We start from the raw sequence: 24,730 nt of genomic DNA, 5'->3' as shown, positions 1-24,730 counted from the left end.
CTGACGAGCGGACCGGGCATCGGCTAAACTACTGCCCTCGACAAAAAATGCCGCCACGGTTCACGTTGGCGGCATTGTCATTTATGGAGCCAGTCGATGAAACGCGAGCAGGTGCGCGAGCGCCATGCAGAAGGTCTTATCTGTGCCACCCACGTGATTCAGAACCCGGCGAGCCCGGGCGAATGGATCGTGTTCTTCAAGAAAAGCGCCGGGCGCAGTTTTTTCCTGGTGGATGACCTGGACGAAGTCGAGTCCTTCGCCCGTCTCGATGAACTGATCGAAACCTTGCGCGGGCTGGGCATCAAGTTCGCCGAGATCCACATTTAACTACTTGCAGACCACCACGACACTGCGGCTGGTGAAGTTGCCGACGTCGACGCCCAGGGTCTTCTCGCTTTCCTTGGCCTGGGGCGTGCCGTCGGTGCCGACGATGCGGTAGCCGGTGCCGGCACAGGACGCGTCAGCCTTTTCGTAGCACGTCGCCCAGGAGTTGGCCTCACCCGAGCAGTCAATGGCCAGGCCTTGCTCGCCGTTGTTCAGGTAGGTTTTTTCGGCCGAGGCACAGCCCGCCAAGGCCAGGACTGTAAACAGTGCCAGAAGTGTCTTCATGGGATCGTCATCAAGGAGGGAAGGGCAACGGCGAGATTATAGCGAATGGCCATTGCGGTACAGCTAAACCAGCCTCGCTCAATGCCGGGGAGACATTTACTAGAGGCTCGTCTGGTTATTTCTTGCGGCGAGGGCTGCGTGCCGGAGCGGTGGCGCGTTCTTTCTCCGCCGGGGCAGCGCGCTCATCCTGGAATACCGCGGCCACTTCCACCGCCATGGCCTTGCTGGGCAAGGGACCGGCGACCTGCTCGCCGTGGTAGTTGATAATCCACCACTGGCCGTCCTTGCCCTGGCTGACCGAATAACCGTTTGCGTTTCTTGTTGCCGACATCTAGCTGCCTCATTGGCGTGATCAAGGGCACCATGATACGTCAAATGCTCGCAAACAGCGCCTACTGGCGTACAGTGGGTCCGCTGCAGCCATCGAAACGAAAGGCGATTGAACTATCTGCCGTTTTTTATTTCTCTATGATGGCACCGGTTGGCCAGTGCGGGCATTGTAAGGTGCCCGTCGCCTGATTAGACTGCGCCGAAACTTGTACACACCGCCTTTTCAAGGACTTATATGATCAAGAAATGCTTGTTCCCAGCAGCCGGTTACGGTACTCGCTTCCTGCCAGCGACTAAAGCCATGCCCAAAGAAATGCTGCCGGTGGTGAACAAGCCACTGATCCAGTACGGCGTCGAAGAAGCCCTCGATGCGGGCCTGACAGAAATCTCCATCGTCACCGGCCGCGGCAAACGCGCCCTGGAAGACCATTTCGACATCAGCTACGAGCTGGAAAACCAGATCAAGGGCACCGACAAGGAAAAATACCTGGTCGGTATCCGCAAACTGCTGGATGAGTGCTCGTTCTCCTACACCCGCCAGACCGAAATGAAAGGCCTGGGCCACGCGATCCTGACCGGCCGCCCACTGATCGGTGACGAACCGTTCGCCGTGGTCCTGGCGGACGACCTGTGCGTCAACCTCGAAGGCGACGGCGTACTGACCCAGATGGTCAAGCTGTACAAGCAGTTCCGCTGCTCCATCGTGGCGATCCAGGAAGTCGATCCGCAGGAAACCAACAAGTACGGCGTGATTGCCGGCGAAATGATCCGCGACGACATCTACCGCGTTCACAGCATGGTTGAAAAACCAAAACCTGAAGACGCACCGTCGAACCTGGCGATCATCGGTCGCTACATCCTGACCCCGGACATCTTCGACCTGATCGAACAGACCGAGCCAGGCAAGGGCGGCGAAATCCAGATCACCGACGCCCTGATGAAACAGGCCCAGAACGGCTGCGTCATGGCCTACAAGTTCAAGGGCAAGCGTTTCGACTGCGGTGGCGCCGAAGGCTACATCGACGCGACCAACTTCTGCTTCGAGAACTTCTACAAGACGGGCAAGGCTTACTGATAGCCTGCGCCACGCCTTGAAAAACGCCCCGACTGGTTCGGGGCGTTTTTTTGGCTCGCGGAAAAGTCTCTCGCAACGCCTCAATCACACAAACAAACCCTGTGGGGTATGAAAATCCTGAGCCCACCCCAAAACAACTGTGGGAGCGAGCTTGCTCGCGATGGCGGTGGGTCAGCTTGCATCGGTGCTGAATGTGCCGACGCTATCGCGAGCAAGCTCGCTCCCACAGGAATTGCGCTGCAACGCTGCCTCAGGTGAAAACAGCAGGTATGCTGACGACCTGCCGAAGGAGATAGAAAATGGCCTACGATTTTGACTTGTATGTGGTTGGCGCCGGTTCCGGTGGTGTACGGGCTGCGCGGTTTGCCGCCGGTTTCGGGGCCAAGGTGGCCGTGGCGGAAAGCCGTTACCTGGGCGGGACCTGCGTGAACGTGGGCTGCGTGCCGAAAAAACTGCTGGTCTACGGCGCGCACTACGCCGAGGACTTCGAGCAGGCGTCGGCCTATGGCTGGACGGCGGGCGAGGCGAGTTTCGACTGGGCCACGTTGATCGCCAACAAGGACCGGGAAATCAATCGCCTCAACGGCATCTACCGCAACCTGCTGGTCAACAGCGGCGTCGAGTTGCACGAAGGGCATGCCAGGCTGACCGGGCCCAATGAGGTCGAGATCAACGGCCAGCGCTACACCGCCAAGCACATCATGATCGCCACCGGCGGCTGGCCGGTGATTCCGGACATTCCGGGGCGCGAGCATGCCATCAGCTCCAACGAGGCGTTTTTCCTCAAGGAACTGCCCAAGCGCGTCATCGTGGTGGGCGGCGGCTACATTGCGGTGGAGTTCGCCGGGATTTTCCACGGCATGGGTGCGCAGACGTCCTTGCTCTATCGCGGTGAGCTGTTCCTGCGCGGCTTTGACGGTGCAGTGCGCAAGCACCTGGCGGAAGAACTGACTCGGCGTGGCCTGGATCTGCAATTCAACGCGGACATCAAATCCATCGAAAAACTCGACGATGGCAGCCTCAGGGTAGAGCTCAAGGATGGCAAGACGTTGATCACCGATTGCGTGTTCTACGCCACCGGCCGACGGCCGATGCTCGACAATCTTGGCCTGGAGAACACCGCTGTCACAGTGGACGAGAAGGGGTTCGTCAAGGTCAACGAAAAATACGAGACCACTGAACCGTCGATCCTGGCCATTGGCGATGTGATCGGTCGTGTGCAGCTTACCCCCGTTGCCCTGGCCGAAGGCATGGCGGTTGCGCGACGTCTGTTCAAGCCCGAGCAATATCGCCTGGTGGATTACCGGATGATTCCCACCGCCGTGTTCAGCCTGCCGAACATCGGCACGGTGGGTCTGACGGAAGAGCAGGCCAAGGAGGAGGGCCATGAGGTTGAGATTTTCGAAAGCCGTTTCCGGCCGATGAAACTGAGCTTGACCGAATGCCAGGAGCGCACACTGATGAAACTGGTGGTGGATGCCCGGACTGACAAGGTACTGGGTTGCCACATGGTTGGACCGGATGCCGGGGAAATCGTCCAGGGCCTGGCCATTGCCCTCAAGGCCGGCGCCACCAAGCGCGACTTCGACGAAACCATCGGCGTGCACCCGACGGCTGCCGAAGAGTTCGTGACGATGCGTACGCCCGTCGCCTGAAGCTACCCGTAAGAGCTGCGTAAGAGCTGTGTAGGAGCTGTCGAGTGCAACGAGGCTGCGATCTTTCCCCAGACACTTGAATCTCAAGCGAAAGATCAAAAGAAAGATCAAAAGATCGCAGGCTTCGCCAGCTCCTACAGATTTTTTCTATCTATATAGATTCCTGATAGCCAAAACCAATCATTCACATCAGGTTTGCCAATGAGCCAGCCCGGGGACGAGTGGTTAAGATTCCCTCCATCAACTTTTCAACCCTGATGGAGAAACATCGATGCCTATCATCAACAGCCAAGTTAAACCGTTCAACGCTACCGCTTTCAAAAACGGCGAATTCGTTCCGGTATCGGACGCCGATCTGAAAGGCAAGTGGTCTGTCGTGTTCTTCTACCCAGCTGACTTCACCTTCGTTTGCCCAACCGAGCTGGAAGACCTGGCTGACAACTACGCCGAATTCAAGAAACTGGGCGTCGAGATCTACAGCGTATCGACCGACACCCACTTTGCCCATGCGGCCTGGCACAACACTTCGCCAGCCATCGGCAAGATCCAGTACACCATGATCGGCGACCCAACCCACGTTATCTCCCGCAACTTCGACGTGCTGATCGAAGAAGTTGGCCTGGCTGACCGCGGCACTTTCGTGATCAACCCGGAAGGCCAGATCAAGATCGTTGAAATCAACGACGGCGGTGTAGGCCGTGACGCTTCCGAACTGCTGCGCAAGGTCAAGGCCGCTCAGTACGTTGCCGCTCACCCAGGCGAAGTCTGCCCAGCCAAGTGGAAAGAAGGCGAGGCCACCCTGGCTCCGTCCCTGGACCTGGTCGGCAAGATCTAAGTCTGTGAGTCATCCGAGGGCGATCCGCTCTTAATCAAGTAAGCCGCTTCGCCCCAAAAAACGCCCGGGCGAGATTCCCTCGGGCGTTGTTTTTTCTGAAATTCAAAAAATGGAAATCGCCCGTATGTTGGACGCCAATCTTAAAGCTCAGTTGAAGTCATACCTGGAACGGGTCACCCAGCCGATCGAGATCGTCGCCTCCCTCGACGACGGTGCGAAATCCCAGGAAATGCTCGCGTTACTCCAGGACGTTGCCAGTCTTTCCCACCAGATTACCTTGCTCGACAACGGCAGCGATGCGCGCAAGCCTTCGTTTTCGTTGAACCGCCCGGGAGCCGATATCAGCCTGCATTTTGCCGGCATTCCCATGGGCCACGAATTCACTTCGCTGGTGTTGGCCTTGCTGCAAGTTGGCGGTCACCCTTCGAAGGCCAGTGTCGACGTCATCGAACAGGTCCGCTCCCTCAAGGGCGAGTTCAACTTCGAGACCTATTTCTCGCTGTCGTGCCAGAACTGCCCGGACGTGGTCCAGGCGCTGAACCTGATGGCGGTGCTGAACCCGAACATTCGTCACGTCGCCATCGACGGCGCGCTGTTCCAGGCCGAAGTTGATGAACGCCAGATCATGGCCGTGCCGAGTGTGTACCTCAACGGTGTGAACTTCGGCCAGGGCCGCATGGGCCTGGAAGAGATTCTCGCCAAGATCGACACCAGCGGCATCGAACGCCAGGCCGAGAAAATCAGCGCCAAGGATGCCTTTGATGTGCTGGTGGTCGGCGGTGGCCCGGCCGGTGCTTCGGCGGCGATCTACGCGGCCCGTAAAGGCATCCGCACTGGCGTGGCGGCCGAACGTTTCGGCGGCCAGGTGCTCGACACCATGGCCATCGAGAACTTCATCTCGGTCCAGGAAACCGAAGGGCCGAAACTGGCCGTCGCCCTGGAAGAACACGTCAAGCAGTACGACGTGGACATCATGAACCTGCAACGTGCCGACGGCCTGGTGCCAGGCAAGGACGGCGGGTTGCATGAAATCAAGTTCGCCAGCGGTGCGAGCCTCAAGGCCAGGACCGTGATCCTGGCGACCGGTGCCCGCTGGCGTGAAATGAACGTGCCGGGCGAGCAGCAGTATCGCAACAAGGGCGTGGCGTACTGCCCGCACTGCGACGGTCCGCTGTTCAAAGGCAAGCGCGTGGCGGTGATCGGCGGTGGTAACTCCGGCGTCGAGGCGGCCATCGACCTGGCCGGTATCGTCGCCCACGTCACGTTGCTGGAGTTCGATGTGCAATTGCGTGCCGACGCGGTATTGCAGCGCAAACTGCACAGCCTGCCGAACGTGACGGTGATTACCAACGCCCAGACCACCGAAGTGACCGGAGACGGTCAGAAGGTCAATGGCTTGCGCTACAAGGACCGTCCGAGCGGTGACGTGCGGGATGTGGAGTTGGAGGGGATCTTCGTGCAGATCGGCCTGTTGCCCAACACCGATTGGCTCAAAGGCACCGTCGAGCTGTCGCCGCGGGGTGAAATTATCGTCGATGCCCGGGGTGAAACCTCGATCCCTGGCGTGTTCGCCGCCGGTGACGTGACCACCGTGCCGTACAAGCAGATCGTGATTGCCGTAGGCGAGGGCGCCAAGGCTTCGCTGAGTGCCTTCGACCACCTGATCCGTACCTCTGCGCCGGCCTGAATAGCCGATAGCGGAAAAAACAGAACCCCATGAGCCTGGCTCATGGGGTTTTGTTTTGGATCACGCATCACCCTGTGGGAGCGAGCTTGCTCGCGATAGCCGGTGCCCCAGCCTGCATCCATGTTGAATGTGCCGCCGTCATCGCGAGCAAGCTCGCTCCCACAGGGGGCGGTGGTGAGGTTTACAGCGGCGCAGGCTGGATGATTTCAACCCAGTAGCCATCCGGGTCCTTGATGAAGGCCAGGCTTTTCATGCGCCCGTCGTTCAGGCGTTTCTGGAAATCGCAGCCCAGTGCTTCGAAGCGCTCGCAGGCGGCGGCGACGTCCGGTACCGAGATGCAGATATGGCCGAAGCCGCGTGGGTCGGTGTTGCCGTTATGGTAGGCGAAGGCCGGGTCGCTTTCGGTGCCGTGGTTGTGGGTCAGTTCCAGGATGCCCGGGATCGACTTCATCCATTCGGTCCGCGCCGCCGCGTCCGCCGGGATCTGGTGCTTGTCCACCAGCGCCAGGAAATACAGGCTGAACTCGGCTTCCGGGAAGTCGCGTTTCTCCACCAGCGAGAAACCCAGCACGCGGGTGTAGAAATCCAGGGACCGGGTGATGTCCTTGACGCGCAGCATGGTGTGGTTGAAGACGAACTTGGCCGTGGCGGCATCAGGTTGTGCGGTGACGCCAGGGAAAGTGTTGAGTTCGTGCAGGCTCATGGGCCCTCCGGAAAATAAGTGGGGCAAACGGCGTCGCAAGCGTGGTTGCGACGGTTCCTGGGCTTGCGTCAGACGGCTTCCTTGCAGGTGCGCCCATGATACGCAAGGGGCGCGGCGTCGCCAAACCTTGGCTGTATCGATTCACTGTAGGAGTCGACAGTTGTACGACTAGATCATGACTTTATTCTGAACCCGATGGAAAAAATCGGTCTTTCCATCCGCTGCGCTTTTTTTCCCACTTATGCTCCCGATAGTCGCCCTTGTGAACCAGACGAACGGAGTCGTGCGACTGGAGGGGTTTCATGTCCTGCCCATTGGTTTCATTACGCGATAACGTTGTTTTCATGTTCCCCGGCCAAGGATCTGATCCGCGAGGTGGCTTGGCGACGCTCCACCGCACCAGCCCGCAAATTGCGCAACGGATAGAGACAATCCTATGTGCAGTGGATGATGCCTTGAATCATATCGAGCAACGTCGACCTATAGCGTCGGGCCTGATTCGACAGATTCTGCTCGAGCCGGACCACAAGTGTGTGCTGCCAGTGGGTGTTCCGCAGATGGCAGCCTTCGCCGCTTCGGTAGCGTTGGTAGAGGTCCTTGAGCTTTTTGGTGTTCGTCCTCGCATTATTGTTGCGCAAAGCTTGGGGGAAATTGCGGCGATGGTCTGCGCTGGTGCGCTTACGTTGATGGATGGCGTGCGGGCCATTTGTGCGTTGAACAATGCCTTCCAAGATCAGGAAGGCAAAGGGACCATGGTGCTGATCATCGGTTCCGAGCAGGAGACCTTAACCATGCTGGAGACGCTGGGGCGCTCGGACCTGGCGTTGGCGTGTGTCAACGCGCCTCGTCAATGCCTCGTCAGCGGTCCCAACGAGGCCATCGAAGCCTTGATGAAACAAGCCCCAGGTGGCGCAAAGCTGCTGAGGCTGGATGCACCTTACGCGTCTCATCATCCAGCCCAGGCGTCAGTGGCTCAGCATTTCCTTACGCAACTTCGCGCAATGTCACCACGTCCTTTGCGGGTCCCTCTGTATTCCTGCGTTGCGCGCAGGATGTACCACGACAAGGATGACCTGCTGCGCGGGCTCGCTGATTGTGTCGTCAAGCCGGCCCACCTATTACAGGCGCTGCGGGACGTCGAGTCGGATGCGCAGACGGTCTTCGTCGATCTCGGCATCGGTGGTGCTTTGTCGCGGTGTGTGTACGCCACATTACCTCAGGTGCAGGCATACGCTCCGTTAGTACAGGATGGTGCTGAGCTGAAGGTTTTGTTCTCCGAACTGGAGGCCCGGGCTGGGGCCGACGATCCGCTGACGGATCGGACAGTCCGCGGCCTGGTCGAAGCCATTGAAGGGGCTGTTTCTAATGAAACGAGCATGCAGGCAGCGCAGATTCTTGCAGGCCTGGATCTCTCCCGTCGTATCGGTTTGGGGAGTCTGGAACTGCACCGAGGCACCTATGCGCGGCTGCGGGCGCTGATCAAGGCGCTACCCGCCAATACCCGATTGTTCGATGAGCCCGGCCTGATGCTGGCGCTCTCGCAATCGCTGGGGGTGACCGATCCATCTTTGTTTATCGCCTTCGCCATCCAGTACGGGCTTTGTGTCGGCACCTTGATCGAGTTCGAGCAGGGCAACTCGGGAGCCATCCGCCTGCGCCAGGCGTTGGAGTCCGGCGAGAAGGTCAGCGCCTACATGATCACCGAAATCGGTGGCAGCAACAGTCAGATTGCCAATCGTACCGAGGCTGTCTTCGATCCCGCGAGTAGGTCCTTCACGTTGCATACACCGGATAACGGTGCGCTGAAGTTTACCAATGTGGGAATCAGTGACCAGGCCAAGATCGGGGTCGTGTGCGCACGCTTGAAGATTGATGACCGGGACTGTGGTGTCTACCCTTTCGCCTTCGATATCAGCGATAACCGAGGCCCTCGTCCGGGCGTGCGGTTGTCTTCCCCGGCAGAAATCCCCCTGGTTCCCTTCGATTATGGATTGGCGGGATTCGATCACGTGCACCTACCTTATTGCGCTTGGTTGTCCGGCACGGCCTCCATTGATGAACAAGGCGTCTTGCATGATCCGCTCTCCAATCCGGACGAGCGGCTTGTCCGTACGCTAGTGGCACCCGCGCATGTCTGGGCCATGGCGGCAGTAGCCATGTGCGCGGTGGCCCGTGCCAGTGTCGGGTTGGCCCTGAGTCATTCTTTACGCCGCACCACGATGGCGCGTATTGGCGCCGATGTCAGTTTGCTGAACTACAGTACCCAACGTCGTGCGCTGTTCGCTGCCTTGGCGACCACTTACGTCACTACCTGCCAGGTTAATCATGAAGTTGAAGGCTGGATGCAAAGAGTGCGCGAGCGGACTACTCGACGCACCGCCGATGCGTCGGCCTTGACCTGGGCGCCGTGGTCCAGCGCGAACCGATCGTTGGCCCTGAGCAAGGCATTGTGTACCTGGGCTGCCGAGCAGGTGATCAGCGAGTGTCGGCTTCGCTGCGGTGTAGCGGGTGATCTGACACTGAATCGTTTCATGGAGTATGAAGGGCTGGCTCACGTATTCAATGACGCTGGCGGTAATAATCTGCTGATCGTTCTGGATACCGCCAAAAGCTTGAGTGCATTACCTCTCGACTTGCCCCCGGTATTTTCCGGGAGTGCTCGATTGTTGGAGCCCGAATATTGGCTATTCCTGTTTCGAACACGCGAATACCGGTTGATCAGCCGGCTCAAGGCGGACGTTGAAGCGGCTGAATTACTGGGCTGCGATCCGATGCAGGTGTGGAATCCGTTATTGGTCGGTGCCCGGGCGGTGGGCGAGGCGCACGGTTTGCGTCTGTTTCTTGAAAGCGCGCTCCAGGCCCTTTCAGTCGTGTCCTTGCCTCAGGCGAAAAAAATGCTGGGGGATTTGACCGCGCTGTTTGTGCTTGAGCGTATCGAACAGCATGCCGCCTGGTTCATAAGCGAGGGACTGCTTGAATTGGACATGTACCGTCAGTTGGAAGGCGAGATAACGGTGTTGTGCGACCAGCTTGCACAACACACACCGCAATGGATCGCAGCGTTTGGCCATCCGGGGAATGCAACCCAGGCTCCCATCGGAGACGACTTGGATTATGCCAACGCCTTGGCTGATGCCTTGAACTGGGCAGTGGGGGCCCGTCCCCAGCGTTAACCTCATGTTCCCGGCGTTCAATTTGCTGTAGCTCTCATCGAAATCATGCTTCAGACTTTACGATTCGTCCTTGAGTGGCCACGCAATGATTCGACCGTTCCTTTCGCTGTTTGTCCTGCTGCTAGTGAGTGTCGGCGGCGTCCAGGCGTCCGAACAGCAGGTTACGTGGCCCCAGGGCTGGGTCGTCGAACCGCTGCCGGCGCAGGCATCGACCTCGGCGGCCCCGGGAACCCTGCGACAACGTGCAACCAAGAGCGATTCGGCAGGCAATGCCGTGATGGTCATGGAGTTGACCACGACTACCGTCGAACCCGGTCACCAGGTCAACTTGCAAGGCGTGTTGCTGGAAATGCGCAAATCGATCCAGAAGGATTTCTTCCAGGGCGGTTACCAAAGTGTGTGCAATAAGATCCATGCTTCCATGTTGGGCGGCGTAACTGCATTGGAAACCACTTGCACGATCACGCAAAACGGACGACATGTATTGTCTCAGGCACTCGTCGCGGCACTAAATGAGGGCAAGGCTTATGTGCTGTCCTATGCAGGGCAGGCGCAGGTGTTTGTTGAAAGCCAGGATGAAATACAGTCGGTGCGAAACAGTTTGAAACTATAACGCCGTCAGCGTAATACGCTCGGGGTTTACTCCAAAAGTTTAGCCCATAAAAAAGCCCTGAGTGTATTCAGGGCTTTTTTGCATCATGGACGCTGTCAACCGCGCACGTGTCAACCACGCAACCAGGAGTCGACGGTAGCTGCACCGTACTGTTCTTTCCAGGCTTTCAGGCCGCGGTGATTGCCGCCCTTGGTCTCGATCAACTCGCCGGTGTGCGGGTTCTGGTAAACCTTTACCACTCGCGCACGGCGGGTCTTGATGGGTTTGCTCGATTGCAGGCTCGCCTTGGACGGGTTCGGGTCGAGGATCGCGACGATGTCGCGCAGGCTCTTGCCGTAGGTTTTCATCAGTCCCTGGAGCTTTTCCTCGAATTCGATTTCCTTCTTGAGCCCGGCATCGTTCTTCAGTGATTCCAACTGCTTGAGCTGTTCTTGAAGGGCCTTTTCGGCTGCACGAAATTCAGCGAGTCTGGACAAAATCGTTACTCCATTCAAAATATTTGGCTGATACCAACCGCAAACAAAGCTATAAGCCGAGCGCCTTGGTGTTAATGACTCTCCTGCTATCTGGCACAGGTAGAAAAATTGTAGTAGTTAATCCGGGAAGTGTAAATCGTAACTTTTTCGTTATGTAACAACAGAAAAATTTTTTATCAGTTGGGCATCGTCGTCAATAGATCGGCGGCGGTTAACTGCCATTAAGGTCGGTCAAGGTCTCAATGAACGCCTGCCCGCTAATCGGTCGACCAAATAGATAACCCTGTAGAAAGTTCACCCCATGGGCGCTCAGGTAGTCACTTTGCTCGACGGTTTCGACGCCCTCGGCCACCATGTCCAGGCCCAGCTTTCCCGACAGTTCGATGATGCTGTCGAGCAGGTGCCGTGACAGCGTATCGGCACCGATCCTCGCGACAAAACTCTGGTCGATCTTCAAAAGGTCCACGTTGAACTGGCGCACGTACGCCAAGCTGGAATGACCCGTGCCGAAATCGTCGAGGGCGATCTTGACGCCCAGCTCCCGCAGCTGGTCGAACAGTTGCCGGGTAACGGGCGTAGGTTCGATCAACTCGCGCTCGGTCAACTCCAGCGCCAGGGCAATCGTACCGGGCGCGAAGGCGGCGAGAAATTCGCGGCAATCGTCCACCAGCGCCAGATCCTGGCAGTGGCGGGCGGTGATGTTGATGCCAACATGAAACGGCACTTCGAGTTGAGGCGCCAGCGGTGCCAGCAGGTGCATGGTCTGCTGCATCAGCGCCCGGGTCATCGGTACGATCAGGCCGCTGTGTTCGGCGAATGGAATGAACAGGTCCGGGCAAACGAGGCCTTCCTTGGGGTGGTTCCAGCGCATCAGCACTTCGACGCCGGCCCTGCGTTTGCTGTCGCTGTGTACGACCGGTTGCAGATAGGGCACGAACTCGCCGGCTTCCAGGGCCCGTTGCAGTTCACGACTGGGCGAGGAGGCGCGCTTTTGCAGCCAGTGCCCGAGGGTCCCGGCCACGACGCCGAAGAAGATCAGCAAGCTGAACAGCGGCGGATATTCCCTGGCCATGTAGCGCCAGGTCTCGCCCTCGTCGAAGCCGGCTTCTACATTGAAGGCATAGCGCGATGACCCCAGCTCATTCTGGGCGACCGGCAGCCCGGGCATGGGCGCTGGCCGGACCTTGCCGTCCGCCGCCAGCCAGTTCGTCCCGACTTGCAGCCTTAGCCGGGTCTGGCGGCCGATCAAGCGCAAGACGTTCGTCAGGTGGTACCCGTTGAGCGTAGCCAGGGCGCCTTGATGGCCCTCGTTGAGCCGGTAAATCAGCAGCGCGGTGTCCGGCGTGACCGGGTTGCCGCCCATGAGCCACAAGCTGTCTTGATGGTAGTCGCTCGGGTTGACGCGTTCCTCGAAGGCACCGAACAGCGAGCTGCAATACAGGTTGTTGTCCCAGATAAGGTTGGTCGAACGGACAAAGGGCCGGCGCGTCACTTGTTCGCGTAAGGCCAGCTTCACCGCTTCGCAGGGCTGGCCGGCCAGGGGTAATAGTTCACGGGCCGCCAAGGCGGTGTTGTCGAGCATCAGCTCGATCTGCCTGACCAGCTCCTCGGCGGTCTGCCGGGTGTGTTGCGCCAGCGTCCGCTCGGCCTGCATGTACAAAATGGTCAGCCCTGAGAGCATCGGTACCAGGCCGCACAGCAGGGTGACGAGATAGCGACGGGGCCGGGTGTGCGAGCGGGTGGCGGTCAAGGGCATCGGCACAACCTGAGAGGAAAAGGGGTGAGGGGAAACGTCGGATGCCGACCATGATAGATGGCTTGCCGGGTGCTTGCTGATCGCAGCGTGACTATGGGAGCAAGCTTTGCTCCCATAGGTTCAATGCCAGGCTCATGACTGCCGGGCCAGCTCGATAAACGCCAGGGTGGCGGGCGAGGCCTGGCGGCTGTCCAGGACTGCCAGGCCAATCTGGCGCGGCACCCGCGGCGACAAGGGGCGCGCGACGAAACCCAGGCTTTCGCCCTCCGGCAACGAACCTTCGGACACCACGCTCACCGCCTCACCGCGCCTGACGACGTCCAGGGTGCTGAGCAGTTGCGAACAACGAAAACGCACGTTCGGGGTCAGCCGGGCGGCATTGAACAGGCGCGAAACCAGCTCCGACGATCCGGCCTCGGTGTGCACGAAGGGGTCGTTGCACAGGTCCTTGAGGCTCAGGCTGGCCTGGGCGGCGAGGGGATGGTTAGTGGGCAGGAGGGCGACCATCTGATCTTCCATCAGCATGAACGTATCGAAACGCTCCTCGGGCAGCACCACGAAGCCGACGTCGATCCGCCGTTCGTCCAGCCATTGGAGGACCTGCCTGTCGGGCCCTTCGTCGATGTGCACTTCGATGCCCGGGTGCAAGTCTCGATAGCGCCGCAGGATACCGGGCAACAGTTTCATCGATGACGTTGGCCCGAACGAGCCGATGCGCAAGGTGCCGCGGCGCATGCCCCGGGCATCGGCGGCTTCCTGGCGCAAGGTGTTGGCCAGCCCGAGCATGGCCCGGGCCCGCAGCAGCAATTGCTGACCAATATCGCTGAGTTCCACCTGGGATTGATGACGCCTGAGCAATTCCACGCCCAATTCTTGTTCCAGGGACTTGATGGCGTGGGATACCGCTGACTGGCCGATGCCCAGGCGCGTTGCCGCCGCCGTGAACCCCCGCAGCTCGGCGACCAGGGAGAAGATTTCGAGTTGGGTGAGAGTCATGAGGGATTGCTCATTTTACGATGATCAAACATGAGCCAGATAATGGGGTATCTGATCTGAATCAGGAAGTAGCACAACACCTTTTGGCGAGGTCGCACCCTGTGGGAGCAAAGCTTGCTCGCGATGAACGATGACTCGGTTTGCCTGCTGAATCACGCCGCCTTCATCGCGAGCAAGCTTTGCTCCCACAACTAACCCCCCCTCGCCACAGGTTATGTGTTGTTCTCATTAGCGTGCGGTGGTGAACCATGAAAACCCTCGAGCAAACCCTCCCAACCCCGTCAGACCTGCCGGTCTACCTGAAGCTCGCCATGGTCACCATGATCTGGGGCGGGACCTTCGTGGCCGGCCGGATCCTTGCCGATGCCCTGGCGCCGATGTTTGCCGCCAGCCTGCGGTTCCTGCTGGCCAGTATCGCGCTGCTGGCGTTTCTCGCCCTGGCCGGGATCCCGTTGGTCAGGCCCAGTGTGAAGCAGGGGCTGCAATTGGCCGCGCTGGGGTTCTTCGGCATCTTTTTCTACAACCTGTGCTTCTTCTATGGCTTGCAGTACATCAATGCCTCGCGCGCCTCGCTGATCGTGGCCTTGAACCCGGCGGTGATCGGGCTGGCGTCCTGGTGGTTATTCAAGGAGCGGCTGAGCCGCTTGAAAGTGGCGGGCATCGTGCTCTGCATCGGTGGGGCGGGGCTGGTGATCGTCAGTCGTGATCCGTCCTTGTTGCAAGGCGCAGCGCAGGGTTGGATCGGCGACCTGCTGATTTTTGGCTGCGTGCTGGGCTGGGGCATCTATTCGCTGTTTTCGAAAAAACTCAACGACAGTCTCGGCCCCTTGCAGACCGTGACCTGGTCGATTCTGCTGGGCACGCTGATGTTGTGGCTGGCCTGCGCGGCGGCGGGCGAGATTCGTGTCCAAGCCCTGCGCGCGCTGGACGTGGAGCAATGGCTGAGCCTGTTGTACCTCGGCGTGCTGGGCTCGGCCCTGGCCTATATCGCCTGGTATGACGGCATTCGTCGGATTGGCGCGACCCGTTCCGGGGTGTTCATCGCGCTTAATCCGCTGACGGCGGTGCTATTGGGGGCGCTGCTGCTGGACGAACGGCTCACGGCCTTGATGTGTGTCGGCGGGGGCGTGATCCTGGTGGGCATTTTCCTGTGCAACAAACCCCTTGCGCGGTCGAAGGAAAAGGCGATTTGATACAGAAGGCGGACAAACCTGGTTACGCTGTGTAGAATCGAGTTACGCATATAAGAATAACGTCTTCTGGCAGCAGAAGCCTCGCCCGCAAGAGCCTTGGGTCGACAATGAAGATACTTGGGTTTCAACTGATCTATGGCGATTTCCTCGCCCGCAGCGTTCGTGGCATTTCCTGCGCGCCGCCCCGTGGCCTCAGCATCGCCAGCAACTAACGTTTTTTGTTAATTGACCCGACTGATGAGGCGCCGACATGGCAGATCTATACGAAAACCCCATGGGCCTGATGGGCTTCGAATTCATTGAATTCGCATCCCCGACCCCCAACACCCTGGAGCCGATCTTCGAGATCATGGGCTTCACCAAAGTGGCCACCCACCGCTCCAAAAACGTGCACCTGTATCGCCAGGGCGCGATCAACCTGATCCTCAACAACGAACCCCACAGCGTGGCGTCGTACTTTGCCGCCGAGCACGGTCCGTCGGTGTGCGGCATGGCGTTCCGGGTCAAGGATTCGCAACAGGCCTACAAGCGTGCCCTGGAACTCGGCGCCCAGCCGATCCACATCGAGACCGGCCCGATGGAGCTGAACCTGCCGGCGATCAAAGGCATCGGTGGCGCGCCGCTGTACCTGATCGACCGTTTTGGCGAAGGCAGCTCGATCTATGACATCGACTTCGTGTTCATTGAGGGCGTTGACCGCAACCCGGTGGGCGCGGGCCTGAAAATCATCGACCACCTGACCCACAACGTCTATCGCGGGCGCATGGCCTACTGGGCCGGCTTCTACGAGAAGCTGTTCAACTTCCGCGAAATCCGTTACTTCGACATCAAGGGCGAATACACCGGCCTGACCTCCAAGGCCATGACCGCCCCGGATGGCATGATCCGTATCCCGTTGAACGAAGAGTCGTCCAAGGGCGCCGGGCAGATCGAAGAGTTCCTGATGCAGTTCAACGGCGAAGGCATCCAGCACGTGGCCTTCCTCACCGACGACCTGATCAAGACCTGGGATCACCTGAAAAGCATCGGCATGCGCTTCATGACCGCGCCGCCGGACACCTACTACGAAATGCTCGAAGGCCGCCTGCCAAACCACGGCGAACCGGTCGATGAACTGCAATCGCGGGGCATTCTGCTGGACGGTGCTTCCGAGCAGGGCGACAAGCGCCTGCTGTTGCAGATTTTCTCGGAAACCCTGATGGGGCCGGTGTTCTTCGAATTCATCCAGCGCAAGGGCGACGATGGTTTCGGCGAAGGTAACTTCAAGGCGCTGTTCGAATCCATCGAGCGCGACCAGGTGCGTCGTGGTGTGCTGGCGACCGAGTAAGGCCTGAGCCATGAAAAAGCCCGCCCGGCAGTGATGCCGGGCGGGCTTTTTATTGCCGATAGACCCCCAGGGGCTGGCGGTGACCTCAAGTCCGGCGCTGTTGTCGCACCAAGTGCTTGAACCCTTCGAACACCAGCACCGCCACCGCCATCCAGATGGGGATGTAGGTCAGCCATTCACCGGCCTTGATGCTTTCGCCCAACAGCAGCGCAACACCCAGCAGCAACACCGGCTCGACATAACTCAACAGCCCGAACAGGCTGAACGGCAGCAATCGACTGGCGACGATGTAGGACACCAGCGCGCTGGCGCTGATGACCCCGAGTACCGGGATCAGCAGCGACAGCCACGGGTATTGATCGAAAACGTCGAAACCCTGTTCGCCGCTTTGCACGAACCACAGCGCCAGGGGCAGCATCAGGGTCATGTCCAGCCAGAGGCCGCCCAGGTTGTCGGTCTTGATGCGTTTGCGCAGGATGAAATAGATCGGGTAGCCAATCACCACCAGCAAGGTTGCCCAGGAAAAACCACCTACTTGGTACAACTCGTTGAACACGCCAAGGGTGGCGAAGAACACGGCGACTTTCTGCAGGTAGGAAAGGCGTTCGCCATAGACGATGCGTCCGGTCAGGACCATCGACAGTGGCAACAGGAAGTACCCCAGCGACACGTCCAGGCTGTAGCCATTGAGCGGTGCCCACATGAACAGCCACAGTTGCGCGCCCATCAATGCCGAGGAGGCGATCGCCGCGATCAACAGCCGTGGCGTGGCGATCAGGCGTTGGATCAGCGCCGTGACCAGGTGCCAGTCCCGCGTCACCAGCAGGAAGGCGGTCATGCACGGCATCGTCAGCAGCATGCGCCAGCCGAAGATCTCCACGCCGGTCAGCGGTGAGAGCAACGAGGTGTAGTAGTACATGACGGCGAACAGCGCGGAGGCCGAGACCGATAGAACGATGCCTTTGGACACGGTGATTCTCTTGAGGGCGATCAATCAACCCAAACTGTTGGCTGGCAAGTTTATCTAGGGGAGCAAGTTTGTGGGAGCAAGGCTTGCCCGCGATAGCCACGCCACGGTTTAACAGTGAACCGCGTTATCGTTCATCGCGGGCAAGCCTTGCTCCCACAGGTACCCGCCCCGGCACGAAATGGCTCACATCGTTGAACCCCGGTGTCGAAGCATGCCCCGGCGTCACCAGCGAATCGATGAAGGCTTCATCTTCCGCGCTGATCTTCACCGATTGCGCCTTGGTGTACGAATCCCACTGCTCCTCGGTGCGCGGCCCGACGATGGCCGAGGTCACGGCGCTGTTGTTCAGCACCCAGGCGATGGCGAACTCGACGATGCCCACGCCGCGGCCCTGGGTGTATTGCAGGATCTGTTGGGCAATGCGCAGGGACTCGACCCGCCACTCGGTTTCCAGGATGCGTTTGTCCTGGCGGCCGGCACGGCTGTTGGCGTCCGGCGCCACGTCTGGCGCGTACTTGCCGCTGAGCACGCCTCGGGCCAGGGGGCTGAACGGCACCACGCCGAGGCCGTAGTTCTGCGCCGCGGTGATCTGCTCGGTTTCCGCCTGGCGGTTGACGATGTTGTACAGCGGTTGGCTGATCACCGGTCGGTCGATGCCCAGGCTGTCGGCAATCCGGATCACTTCGGCGATGCGCCAGCCGCGGTAGTTCGACAGGCCCCAGTAGCGGATCTTGCCTTGGCGAATCAAGTCGCCGATGGCCGACACAGTAACGTGCAGCGGCGTGTTGTGGTCTTCGCGGTGCAGGTAATAGATGTCCAGGTAATCGGTGCCCAGGCGCGTCAGGCTCGCCTCGATGCCATTGAAGATGTGCTTGCGGCTCAGGCCGCTGCGGTTGGGCATGCCGTCCGGCGGGCCGAAGCCGACCTTGGTGGCCAGCACCCATTCCTGGCGGTGACGGGCGATCGCCTCGCCGACGATCTCTTCGGAACGGCCGTTGGTGTAGACGTCCGCGGTGTCGATGAAATTGATGCCCTGGTCCCAGGCCTTGTCGATGATCCGCAGCGAATCCTCGGTGCTGGTCTGTTCGCCGAACATCATCGTGCCCAGGGTCAGCGTCGAGACTTGCAACCCGGAATGGCCTAGCGTGCGGTAGCTCATGACAAGATCCTTTTATCCATGGGGAAAGGCTCAATCAAACCCCAGAACAGTCGCACGGATCAAACAGAATTCTCAAACACCCCAAATCAACTGTGTAACTACCTCTGTGGGAGCGAGCTTGCTCGCGATAGCGGTGGGTCAGTCAATATCAATGTTGGCTGATTTGACGCTATCGCGAGCAAGCTCGCTCCCACAGGGAAAAAAGGATGTCAGGCCCGTAGGGTGCGGGTCATGCGCAACGCCAGCAGGCTGCCGCAGACAATCACGCCCGCCAGCAGGTACAGCGCCGCGTCGGTCGAGCCGGTGGCGTCCTTGACCCAACCCACCAGGTACGGGCTCAGGAACCCAGCCATCTGCCCCATGGAGTTGATCAACGCCAATCCACCGGCCGCCGCGCCAGCGCTGAGCATTGCCGTGGGCACCGGCCAGAACATCGGCAGGCCGGTGAGGGCGCCCATGGTGGCGATGGACAGGCCGATGATGGCGATGGCCGGGGTGGTGGCGAAGTTGACGGCGATCAGCAGCCCGACGGCGCCCATCAGCATCGGCACCACGAGATGCCAGCGGCGCTCCTTGTGCAGGTCCGCCGAGCGGCCCACCAGCAACATGAACACCGCCGCCAGCAGGTAAGGGATTGCACTCAGCCAACCGATCACCAGGTTATCGCCAAAACCCAGGCTCTTGATGATCGACGGCAGCCAGAAGTTGATCGCGTACACGCCGCTCTGGATGCAGAAGTACACCAGGCCGAAGGCCCAGATCGCCGGGTTCTTGAACACTGCCAACAGCGAGTCGGTGGCGGTCTTTGGCTTGTTGGCCAGGTCTTCGGCGTGGTCGGCGGTGAGCACGGCGCGCTCCTGGTCGGTCAACCATTTGGCATTGGCGAACGTGTCGCTGAGCAGGAAGAACGCCAGCGCCCCGAGGATCACCGTCGGAATGCCTTGCAGCAGGAACATCCACTGCCAACCCGCCAGGCCGCCCTGGCCGGCCGCGAAGTGGTTGAGGATCCACCCGGAAAACGGACTACCCAGCAGGCCGGACACCGGGATGGCCGACATGAACAACGCCATGATTCGGCCACGTCGGAACGTCGGAAACCATTGCGAGAGATACAGCACTACGCCAGGGAAGAACCCGGCCTCGGCGGCGCCAGTGAACAGCCGCAAGGTATAGAACTCGGTGGGGGTGGTGACGAACAGCAGGCACGTCGACAGGGTGCCCCAGGTGATCATCATCAGCGCGATCCAGCGCCGTGGGCCGAATTTGGTCAGGGCCAGGTTGCTCGGTATGCCGCACAGCACGTAGCCGATGAAGAAGATCCCGGCACCGAGGCCGTACACGGTTTCGCTGAATTTCAGGGCGTCGAGCATCTGCAACTTGGCAAAGCCAACGTTGACCCGGTCGAGGTAGTTGAACAGGTAGCAGATGAAAATGAACGGGATCAAGCGCAGGGTGATGCGCTTGTAGACGGTATTTTTTTCGTCGGGGGTAGCCAGGAGGGCTATTGCGCTCTGGGACATGGCGGGTCTCTCATTATTATGATTTTTGCGAGCCAAGGGGTAACGTTGACCGCCCCTTGAGTCTCGGCCAGCCCAGGGGCCCGTGTCTTTGTGCCAGAGCACAGGGTTTGAATGCAGACCCTGTGCGCCTGACCAAACCCATGCCTGAAACAACAATTCACGCCGCTTGCAAGGAACACCGCCCATGTTCGAACTCGATCACGACCTGGCGCAGGACATCGTCGACCGGGCGATGGCGATCCTGCCGTACAACGTCAATGTCATGGACAACCAGGGCTTGATCCTCGGCAGCGGTGAGCCCGAGCGGGTCAACACCCGTCACGAGGGCGCGCAACTGGTTTTGGCGAACGGTCGGGTGGTGGAAATCGACGAGCACACCGCGATGCACCTCAAGGGCGTGCAGCCGGGGATCAACCTGCCGCTGATGCTCGATCAACGGCTGATCGGCGTCCTGGGCATCACGGGTGAGCCTGCGCAACTGCGCACCTACGCCGAGCTGGTGCGCATGACCGCCGAGATGCTGGTGGGCCAGCGTAACCAGCAGGCCGAGCAGCAATGGCGCCGGCAGCGCTGCGATGACTTGCTGGCGTTGCTGCTGGGCGATGCCGGGGATTCGCCGCGATTGTTGGACGAAGCCCGGCAAATGGGCCTCAAGCCGCAATTGTCGCGGGTGCCGTATCTGTTCGAACTGGGCCTGGAACATGGGCCCGGGCAGACCGTCGAGACGTTGAGCGCGTGGTTGATGTCGCGCTACCCGGACAGTTGGTGCCTGACCTCGTCCAAATCATCCTTGCTCTGGTGCCGGCCGGTCACCGCCTCGGTGGAGAACGAGCGGCTGCTGGGCAAGCTCGATGGGCTGGGCTGGAACATCCTGCGGATCGCGGTGGGCGGGCAGGCTGAAGGGTTGGCGGGCTTGCGGCGTTGCTATCGGCGGGTGGCTGATCTGCTGGCCTATGGGCGTGATGTGTTGCCACAATCGCGCCTGCTGGCCCTCAGCCGTTATCGCCTGCCGGTGCTGCTCTGGCGCCATCGCAGCGACGATGCCTTGGACGAATTGCTGACCCCGTTGCGCAAGGTCATCGCCAAGGACAGCAACGGCCAGTTGCTCGCCACCTTGCGCAGTTGGTGCGAACACGACGGCCAGAGCCAGGCCTGCGCCGACGCCCTGGGTATCCACCGCAACAGCCTGCGCTACCGCATGGAACGCATCGCCGAACTCAGCGGCGTGGACCCGTTGCGCCTGGATGGGATGCTGGCGTTGTACCTGGGGGTGCAGTTGCTACCGCAGACCGCAGATACACCCACATAACCCCCCTTTGGGTTCACAACTACCCCTGTGGGAGCGAGCTTGCTCGCGATAGCGGTGTGTCAGCTTGCATATGTATTGGATGTGCCACTGTCATCGCGAGCAAGCTCGCTCCCACAGGGGATTTTGTCCGGGCACAGGTTTTATATTCACTGGAGACCCAGTGTGGGAGCGAGCTTGCTCGCGATGAGGCCGGCAGCCTCAACCCGAATCTCTCGGCCAAACCAATATTTGTGAATTTGAACAATAATGCCCGGTGCCTTTTGTGCAGCGGACCGGCGTCACGGCTGCGGTCAACTGGCAGCATGCTGTGCATCGGAACCGGAGAATAATATGAAAATAGTCATCGCCCCCGACTCGTTCAAGGACAGCCTCAGCGCCCAGGGCGTCGCCGATGCCATCGCCCTGGGGCTGGCCGAGGTCTGGCCGGATGCGCAGTTGATCAAATGCCCGATGGCGGACGGCGGGGAGGGGACGGTGGAGTCGGTGTTGGCGGCCTGTCACGGTGAGTGGCGCCACACCCGGGTCCGCGGTCCGTTGGGTGTCGCTGTCGAGGCGCGCTGGGGCTGGTTGGCCGAGAGCCGCACCGCGATCATCGAAATGGCCGAGGCCAGTGGCTTGCAACTGGTGCCGCCGGAGCAACGCGACGCCTGTTCCAGCAGCACCTACGGCACTGGCGAGCTGATTCGCGCTGCCCTCGATGAGGGCGCCGGCCGGGTGATCCTGGCGATCGGCGGCAGTGCCACCAACGACGCCGGGGCCGGTGCGATGCAGGCCCTGGGCGTGGTGTTGCTGGATGTCCAGGGCCAACCCCTTCCTCCCGGTGGCCTGGCCTTGGCGAACTTGTCGCACATCGACCTGAGCGACCTCGACCCACGCCTGGCCCGGGTCAGCTTCGAGATCGCCGCCGATGTCGATAACCCGCTGTGCGGGCCCCATGGCGCTTCCGTGATCTTCGGTCCGCAGAAGGGCGCTTCGGCGTCTCAAGTGCAGGCGCTGGACCGGGCCCTGGGGCATTTCGCCGAACACTGCGCACGGGCGTTGAACAAGGATGTGCGCGACGAGCCGGGCGGCGGCGCCGCCGGTGGCCTGGGGTTTGCGGCCAAGGCGTTCCTGGGCGCGCAGTTTCGTACCGGCGTGGACGTCGTCGCCCAGTTGACCGGGCTGGCCGAGGCGGTCAACGGCGCCGACCTGGTGATTACCGGCGAAGGCCGTTTCGACGCCCAGACCCTGCGCGGCAAGACCCCCTTCGGCGTGGCCCGCATCGCCCGCCAGCACGGTGTACCGGTGGTGGTCATTGCCGGCACGCTGGGGGAGGGTTACCCGGCGCTGTATGAACACGGCATCGACGCTGCCTTCGCCCTGGCCAGCGGGCCGATGACCTTGCAGCAAGCCTGCACCGACGCCCCGCGCCTGCTGAGCGAGCGCGCCCGGGACATTGCACGGCTTTGGCGGGTGGCGGCGCGGTAAACCCAACGGACACAAGCGTGCTTGGACATTGGACCAGGAGCATGGTGAACCTGTGGCGAGGGAGCAAGCTCCCTCGCCACAAAAAAGCGTTTAGAAATATTTTTTTACACTCGCCCTGCGCAAACCCTAAAGCCCAGCCGATAACGGGTTAAGCGTATACCACCCATAACTCCAATCGGTGCGCTTGCCAGCATGGACGCTCGACCCAACATTTCGAGGTCTTTCCATGTCCCTACGCAGCCTGAATATCGCGCCACGAGCCTTTCTCGGCTTCGCCGTCATCGCGTTGCTCGTCGTTATCCTCGGTGTTTTCGCCGCCAACCGCATGTCCGTCATTCGCCAGGCCTCGCTGAGCATGGAGCAGAATCAGGTGCCCAGCGTCGGCTATCTGGCCAATGTGCTGGAAAACGTGCTGCGCATGCGCATTCTCTCGTTCCGCATCCTGGTCAACCGGGACCCTGCCAGCTTGACCGAGGCGGAGAGCCGCATCGGCGTACTGACGGAGAAACTGAACAAGGCCAACAGCGGCTACGCCGCGCTGCCGGCCACCCCCGAAGAAGTTGAGTTGTACAAAACCTTCTCCGCGACCCTCGAGAAATACCTGCAAGACCAGAAGCAGATGCTCGACCTGTCGCGACAGAACAAGGCCGATGAACTGCGTACCCACATCAATACGCGGATCAAGGAAGGCACCGACCTGATGGGCGAGCAGCTCAACAAGCTCATCGCGATCAACGTGGCCGGTGCCAGCGAAGCGTCGGCCAAGGCAGGTGAAAACTACAGCAGCGCCATCACCGGCATCATTATTGTCTCGATCGCCGCCGCCCTGGCCACCGTGGTGCTGGCCTTGCTGCTGACCCGCAGCATCGTCGCGCCGCTCAACCGGGCACTGGAGGCTGCGCGGACCATTGCCAGTGGCAATCTGGTCCAGGTCATCGAGGACGATGGCAAGGATGAGCCTGGGCGCTTGCTCCAGGCCTTGGCCGCCATGCAAGGCAGCCTGCGCCAGACCATCGAGCAGATTGCCGGTTCGGCCACTCAACTGGGCGCTGCGGCGCAAGAGCTGAGCGCCGTGACCCAGGAATCCTCCCGCGGCCTGCAACAGCAGCACAACGAAATCGAACAGGCGGCCACGGCCGTCAACGAAATGACCGCCGCGGTCGAAGAGGTGGCCCGTAACGCGGTGTCCACCTCCGAGGCGTCGAACCAGTCGACCCAGGCCGCCCAGGAAGGCCGCACACGTGTGGTGGAAACTGTCGATGCGATCCAGACCATGACCCACGATGTGCAGGCCACCGCTTCGATGGTCGAAGGCCTGGCGGTCCAGGGCCGCGACATCGGCAAGGTGTTGGACGTGATCCGCGCCATCGCCGAACAGACCAACCTGCTGGCCCTCAACGCCGCCATCGAAGCCGCTCGCGCCGGGGAGGCCGGACGCGGTTTCGCGGTGGTGGCCGACGAAGTCCGGGCCCTGGCCCATCGCACTGCGCAATCGACCCAGGAAATCGAAAAAATGGTCGCCGGCATCCAGAACGGCACCGGCCAGGCCGTTCAGTCGATGCAGCAAAGCAACCAGCGTACCCAAAGCACGCTGGAAATGGCCCGCGCCGCCGGCGTGGCCCTGGAGCAGATCACTCATTCGATCCACCAGATCAACGAACGCAACCTGGTCATCGCCAGCGCCTCGGAAGAGCAGGCCCAGGTTTCCCGTGAGGTGGACCGCAACCTGGTGAACATTCGCGACCTGGCCACCCAGTCGGCCAGCGGCGCCAAACAGACCAGCGACGCGACCCACGAACTGTCGCGCCTGGCGGTGGGGTTGAATGCGATGGTGGCGCGGTTTGTGATTTGAGATAGGGTTGAGGCTGGATATCGCG

21 protein-coding genes and 1 pseudogene are annotated in these 24,730 nt (G+C 60.5%); 13 read left to right on the top strand and 9 right to left on the bottom strand.

The features are described 5' to 3' along the window. Positions 1–96: 96 nt before the first annotated feature. The gene (locus tag QMK47_RS17565) at positions 97–327 is read left to right on the top strand and encodes a hypothetical protein (protein ID WP_018605985.1); all 231 of its coding nucleotides are present in this window, start codon (positions 97–99) and stop codon (positions 325–327) included. On the opposite strand, the gene QMK47_RS17560 is transcribed toward QMK47_RS17565, so the two are convergent. Together QMK47_RS17560 and QMK47_RS17555 are read right to left on the bottom strand one after the other, a co-directional pair. Beyond that, positions 328–609: a hypothetical protein gene (locus tag QMK47_RS17560; protein WP_014337812.1), complete on the bottom strand. Its 282-nt coding sequence runs from the start codon at positions 607–609 to the stop codon at positions 328–330. Between the two features lie 115 nt (positions 610–724). Further along, entirely contained in the window at positions 725–940 is a 216-nt protein-coding gene (locus QMK47_RS17555; RefSeq protein WP_214511978.1) for a hypothetical protein, read from the bottom strand. 234 nt (positions 941–1,174) lie between these two features. On the opposite strand from QMK47_RS17555, the gene galU reads away from it, so the two are divergent. The 4 genes from galU (at position 1,175) to ahpF (ending at position 6,191) form a co-directional block, all read left to right on the top strand. Next, positions 1,175–2,014: a UTP--glucose-1-phosphate uridylyltransferase GalU gene (galU, locus tag QMK47_RS17550; RefSeq protein ID WP_003182953.1), complete on the top strand. Its 840-nt coding sequence runs from the start codon at positions 1,175–1,177 to the stop codon at positions 2,012–2,014. Positions 2,015–2,313: 299 nt separating this feature from the next. Further along, a complete protein-coding gene (gorA, locus tag QMK47_RS17545; protein WP_320388878.1) occupies positions 2,314–3,669 on the top strand; it encodes a glutathione-disulfide reductase in 1,356 nt (451 codons plus the stop codon). 271 nt (positions 3,670–3,940) lie between these two features. Then, positions 3,941–4,504 carry an alkyl hydroperoxide reductase subunit C gene (ahpC, locus tag QMK47_RS17540; protein WP_024617781.1) on the top strand — a complete coding sequence of 188 codons (564 nt, stop codon included), beginning with the start codon at positions 3,941–3,943 and terminating at the stop codon, positions 4,502–4,504. A 124-nt stretch (positions 4,505–4,628) separates the two neighbouring features. After that, positions 4,629–6,191, top strand: coding sequence for an alkyl hydroperoxide reductase subunit F (gene ahpF / locus QMK47_RS17535; protein WP_320388876.1), 1,563 nt, complete (start codon positions 4,629–4,631; stop codon positions 6,189–6,191). Between the two features lie 181 nt (positions 6,192–6,372). On the opposite strand, the gene gloA is transcribed toward ahpF, so the two are convergent. After that, positions 6,373–6,894, bottom strand: coding sequence for a lactoylglutathione lyase (gloA, locus tag QMK47_RS17530; RefSeq protein WP_253475902.1), 522 nt, complete (start codon positions 6,892–6,894; stop codon positions 6,373–6,375). Positions 6,895–7,196: 302 nt separating this feature from the next. Between gloA and QMK47_RS17525 the strand changes: the two genes are divergently transcribed. Both QMK47_RS17525 and QMK47_RS17520 read left to right on the top strand, forming a co-directional pair. Further along, on the top strand, positions 7,197–10,067 hold the full coding sequence (locus QMK47_RS17525; protein ID WP_253475900.1) for an acyltransferase domain-containing protein: 2,871 nt from the start codon (positions 7,197–7,199) through the stop codon (positions 10,065–10,067). Between the two features lie 85 nt (positions 10,068–10,152). Continuing rightward, positions 10,153–10,680 (top strand): DUF4946 domain-containing protein, encoded by a 528-nt coding sequence (locus tag QMK47_RS17520; protein ID WP_320388874.1) that lies wholly within the window; start codon positions 10,153–10,155, stop codon positions 10,678–10,680. Between the two features lie 110 nt (positions 10,681–10,790). Here QMK47_RS17520 and QMK47_RS17515 read toward each other — a convergent pair whose 3' ends face one another. From QMK47_RS17515 to QMK47_RS17505, 3 genes are all read right to left on the bottom strand, one after another. Further along, on the bottom strand, positions 10,791–11,156 hold the full coding sequence (locus tag QMK47_RS17515; protein WP_013693615.1) for a histone-like nucleoid-structuring protein, MvaT/MvaU family: 366 nt from the start codon (positions 11,154–11,156) through the stop codon (positions 10,791–10,793). Between the two features lie 211 nt (positions 11,157–11,367). After that, positions 11,368–12,912: an EAL domain-containing protein gene (locus tag QMK47_RS17510; RefSeq protein ID WP_258688591.1), complete on the bottom strand. Its 1,545-nt coding sequence runs from the start codon at positions 12,910–12,912 to the stop codon at positions 11,368–11,370. A gap of 132 nt (positions 12,913–13,044) precedes the next feature. After that, a complete protein-coding gene (locus tag QMK47_RS17505) occupies positions 13,045–13,908 on the bottom strand; it encodes a LysR family transcriptional regulator (RefSeq protein WP_214511982.1) in 864 nt (287 codons plus the stop codon). Between the two features lie 248 nt (positions 13,909–14,156). Here QMK47_RS17505 and QMK47_RS17500 point away from each other — a divergent pair, with 248 nt between their 5' ends. Next, positions 14,157–15,101, top strand: a complete 945-nt coding sequence (locus tag QMK47_RS17500; protein WP_320388873.1) for a DMT family transporter — start codon at positions 14,157–14,159, stop codon at positions 15,099–15,101. Positions 15,102–15,351: 250 nt separating this feature from the next. Then, positions 15,352–16,428 (top strand): 4-hydroxyphenylpyruvate dioxygenase, encoded by a 1,077-nt coding sequence (gene hppD, locus QMK47_RS17495; RefSeq protein ID WP_018605953.1) that lies wholly within the window; start codon positions 15,352–15,354, stop codon positions 16,426–16,428. Between the two features lie 85 nt (positions 16,429–16,513). Here the strand turns inward: hppD and rarD are convergent, their stop codons facing one another. From rarD to QMK47_RS17480, 3 genes are all read right to left on the bottom strand, one after another. After that, a complete protein-coding gene (rarD, locus tag QMK47_RS17490) occupies positions 16,514–17,398 on the bottom strand; it encodes an EamA family transporter RarD (RefSeq protein WP_024617788.1) in 885 nt (294 codons plus the stop codon). 124 nt (positions 17,399–17,522) lie between these two features. After that, positions 17,523–18,557: an aldo/keto reductase gene (locus QMK47_RS17485; RefSeq protein WP_003202978.1), complete on the bottom strand. Its 1,035-nt coding sequence runs from the start codon at positions 18,555–18,557 to the stop codon at positions 17,523–17,525. 209 nt (positions 18,558–18,766) lie between these two features. Continuing rightward, positions 18,767–20,077 (bottom strand): MFS transporter, encoded by a 1,311-nt coding sequence (locus QMK47_RS17480; RefSeq protein WP_320388871.1) that lies wholly within the window; start codon positions 20,075–20,077, stop codon positions 18,767–18,769. 184 nt (positions 20,078–20,261) lie between these two features. Between QMK47_RS17480 and QMK47_RS17475 the strand changes: the two genes are divergently transcribed. The 4 genes and pseudogenes from QMK47_RS17475 (at position 20,262) to QMK47_RS28765 (ending at position 24,705) form a co-directional block, all read left to right on the top strand. Beyond that, a complete protein-coding gene (locus QMK47_RS17475) occupies positions 20,262–21,386 on the top strand; it encodes a sugar diacid recognition domain-containing protein (RefSeq protein ID WP_320388869.1) in 1,125 nt (374 codons plus the stop codon). Positions 21,387–21,716: 330 nt separating this feature from the next. Then, complete coding sequence (locus QMK47_RS17470; RefSeq protein ID WP_320388868.1) at positions 21,717–22,853, top strand: glycerate kinase; 1,137 nt, start codon at positions 21,717–21,719, stop codon at positions 22,851–22,853. Positions 22,854–23,079: 226 nt separating this feature from the next. Then, positions 23,080–23,850 (top strand): annotated as a pseudogene (locus QMK47_RS28770) (MCP four helix bundle domain-containing protein); the annotation flags it as partial. Next, positions 23,842–24,705, top strand: coding sequence for a methyl-accepting chemotaxis protein (locus QMK47_RS28765; RefSeq protein WP_413817781.1), 864 nt, complete (start codon positions 23,842–23,844; stop codon positions 24,703–24,705). The pseudogene QMK47_RS28770 and the gene QMK47_RS28765, both read left to right, overlap by 9 nt. The last annotated feature ends 25 nt before the right edge of the window (positions 24,706–24,730 follow it).

The sequence above is a fragment of the Pseudomonas sp. P9_35 genome, from assembly GCF_034008205.1.
GTDB classification, from domain to species: Bacteria; Pseudomonadota; Gammaproteobacteria; order Pseudomonadales; family Pseudomonadaceae; genus Aquipseudomonas; species Aquipseudomonas kilonensis.
The sequence above is the reverse complement of the archived record's forward strand: the minus strand, read 5'-3'. Positions and strand labels throughout refer to the sequence as shown.

Bases quoted from the DNA above. Each gene is read 5' to 3' on its own strand.
- QMK47_RS17565 (WP_018605985.1), top strand. From the start codon at position 97: ATGAAACGCGAGCAGGTGCGCGAGCGCCATGCAGAAGGTCTTATCTGT.
- QMK47_RS17560 (WP_014337812.1), bottom strand. From the start codon at position 609: ATGAAGACACTTCTGGCACTGTTTACAGTCCTGGCCTTGGCGGGCTGT.
- QMK47_RS17555 (WP_214511978.1), bottom strand. From the start codon at position 940: ATGTCGGCAACAAGAAACGCAAACGGTTATTCGGTCAGCCAGGGCAAG.
- galU (WP_003182953.1), top strand. From the start codon at position 1,175: ATGATCAAGAAATGCTTGTTCCCAGCAGCCGGTTACGGTACTCGCTTC.
- gorA (WP_320388878.1), top strand. From the start codon at position 2,314: ATGGCCTACGATTTTGACTTGTATGTGGTTGGCGCCGGTTCCGGTGGT.
- ahpC (WP_024617781.1), top strand. From the start codon at position 3,941: ATGCCTATCATCAACAGCCAAGTTAAACCGTTCAACGCTACCGCTTTC.
- ahpF (WP_320388876.1), top strand. From the start codon at position 4,629: ATGTTGGACGCCAATCTTAAAGCTCAGTTGAAGTCATACCTGGAACGG.
- gloA (WP_253475902.1), bottom strand. From the start codon at position 6,894: ATGAGCCTGCACGAACTCAACACTTTCCCTGGCGTCACCGCACAACCT.
- QMK47_RS17525 (WP_253475900.1), top strand. From the start codon at position 7,197: ATGTCCTGCCCATTGGTTTCATTACGCGATAACGTTGTTTTCATGTTC.
- QMK47_RS17520 (WP_320388874.1), top strand. From the start codon at position 10,153: ATGATTCGACCGTTCCTTTCGCTGTTTGTCCTGCTGCTAGTGAGTGTC.
- QMK47_RS17510 (WP_258688591.1), bottom strand. From the start codon at position 12,912: ATGCCCTTGACCGCCACCCGCTCGCACACCCGGCCCCGTCGCTATCTC.
- QMK47_RS17505 (WP_214511982.1), bottom strand. From the start codon at position 13,908: ATGACTCTCACCCAACTCGAAATCTTCTCCCTGGTCGCCGAGCTGCGG.
- QMK47_RS17500 (WP_320388873.1), top strand. From the start codon at position 14,157: ATGAAAACCCTCGAGCAAACCCTCCCAACCCCGTCAGACCTGCCGGTC.
- hppD (WP_018605953.1), top strand. From the start codon at position 15,352: ATGGCAGATCTATACGAAAACCCCATGGGCCTGATGGGCTTCGAATTC.
- QMK47_RS17485 (WP_003202978.1), bottom strand. From the start codon at position 18,557: ATGAGCTACCGCACGCTAGGCCATTCCGGGTTGCAAGTCTCGACGCTG.
- QMK47_RS17480 (WP_320388871.1), bottom strand. From the start codon at position 20,077: ATGTCCCAGAGCGCAATAGCCCTCCTGGCTACCCCCGACGAAAAAAAT.
- QMK47_RS17475 (WP_320388869.1), top strand. From the start codon at position 20,262: ATGTTCGAACTCGATCACGACCTGGCGCAGGACATCGTCGACCGGGCG.
- QMK47_RS17470 (WP_320388868.1), top strand. From the start codon at position 21,717: ATGAAAATAGTCATCGCCCCCGACTCGTTCAAGGACAGCCTCAGCGCC.
- QMK47_RS28765 (WP_413817781.1), top strand. From the start codon at position 23,842: ATGCAAGGCAGCCTGCGCCAGACCATCGAGCAGATTGCCGGTTCGGCC.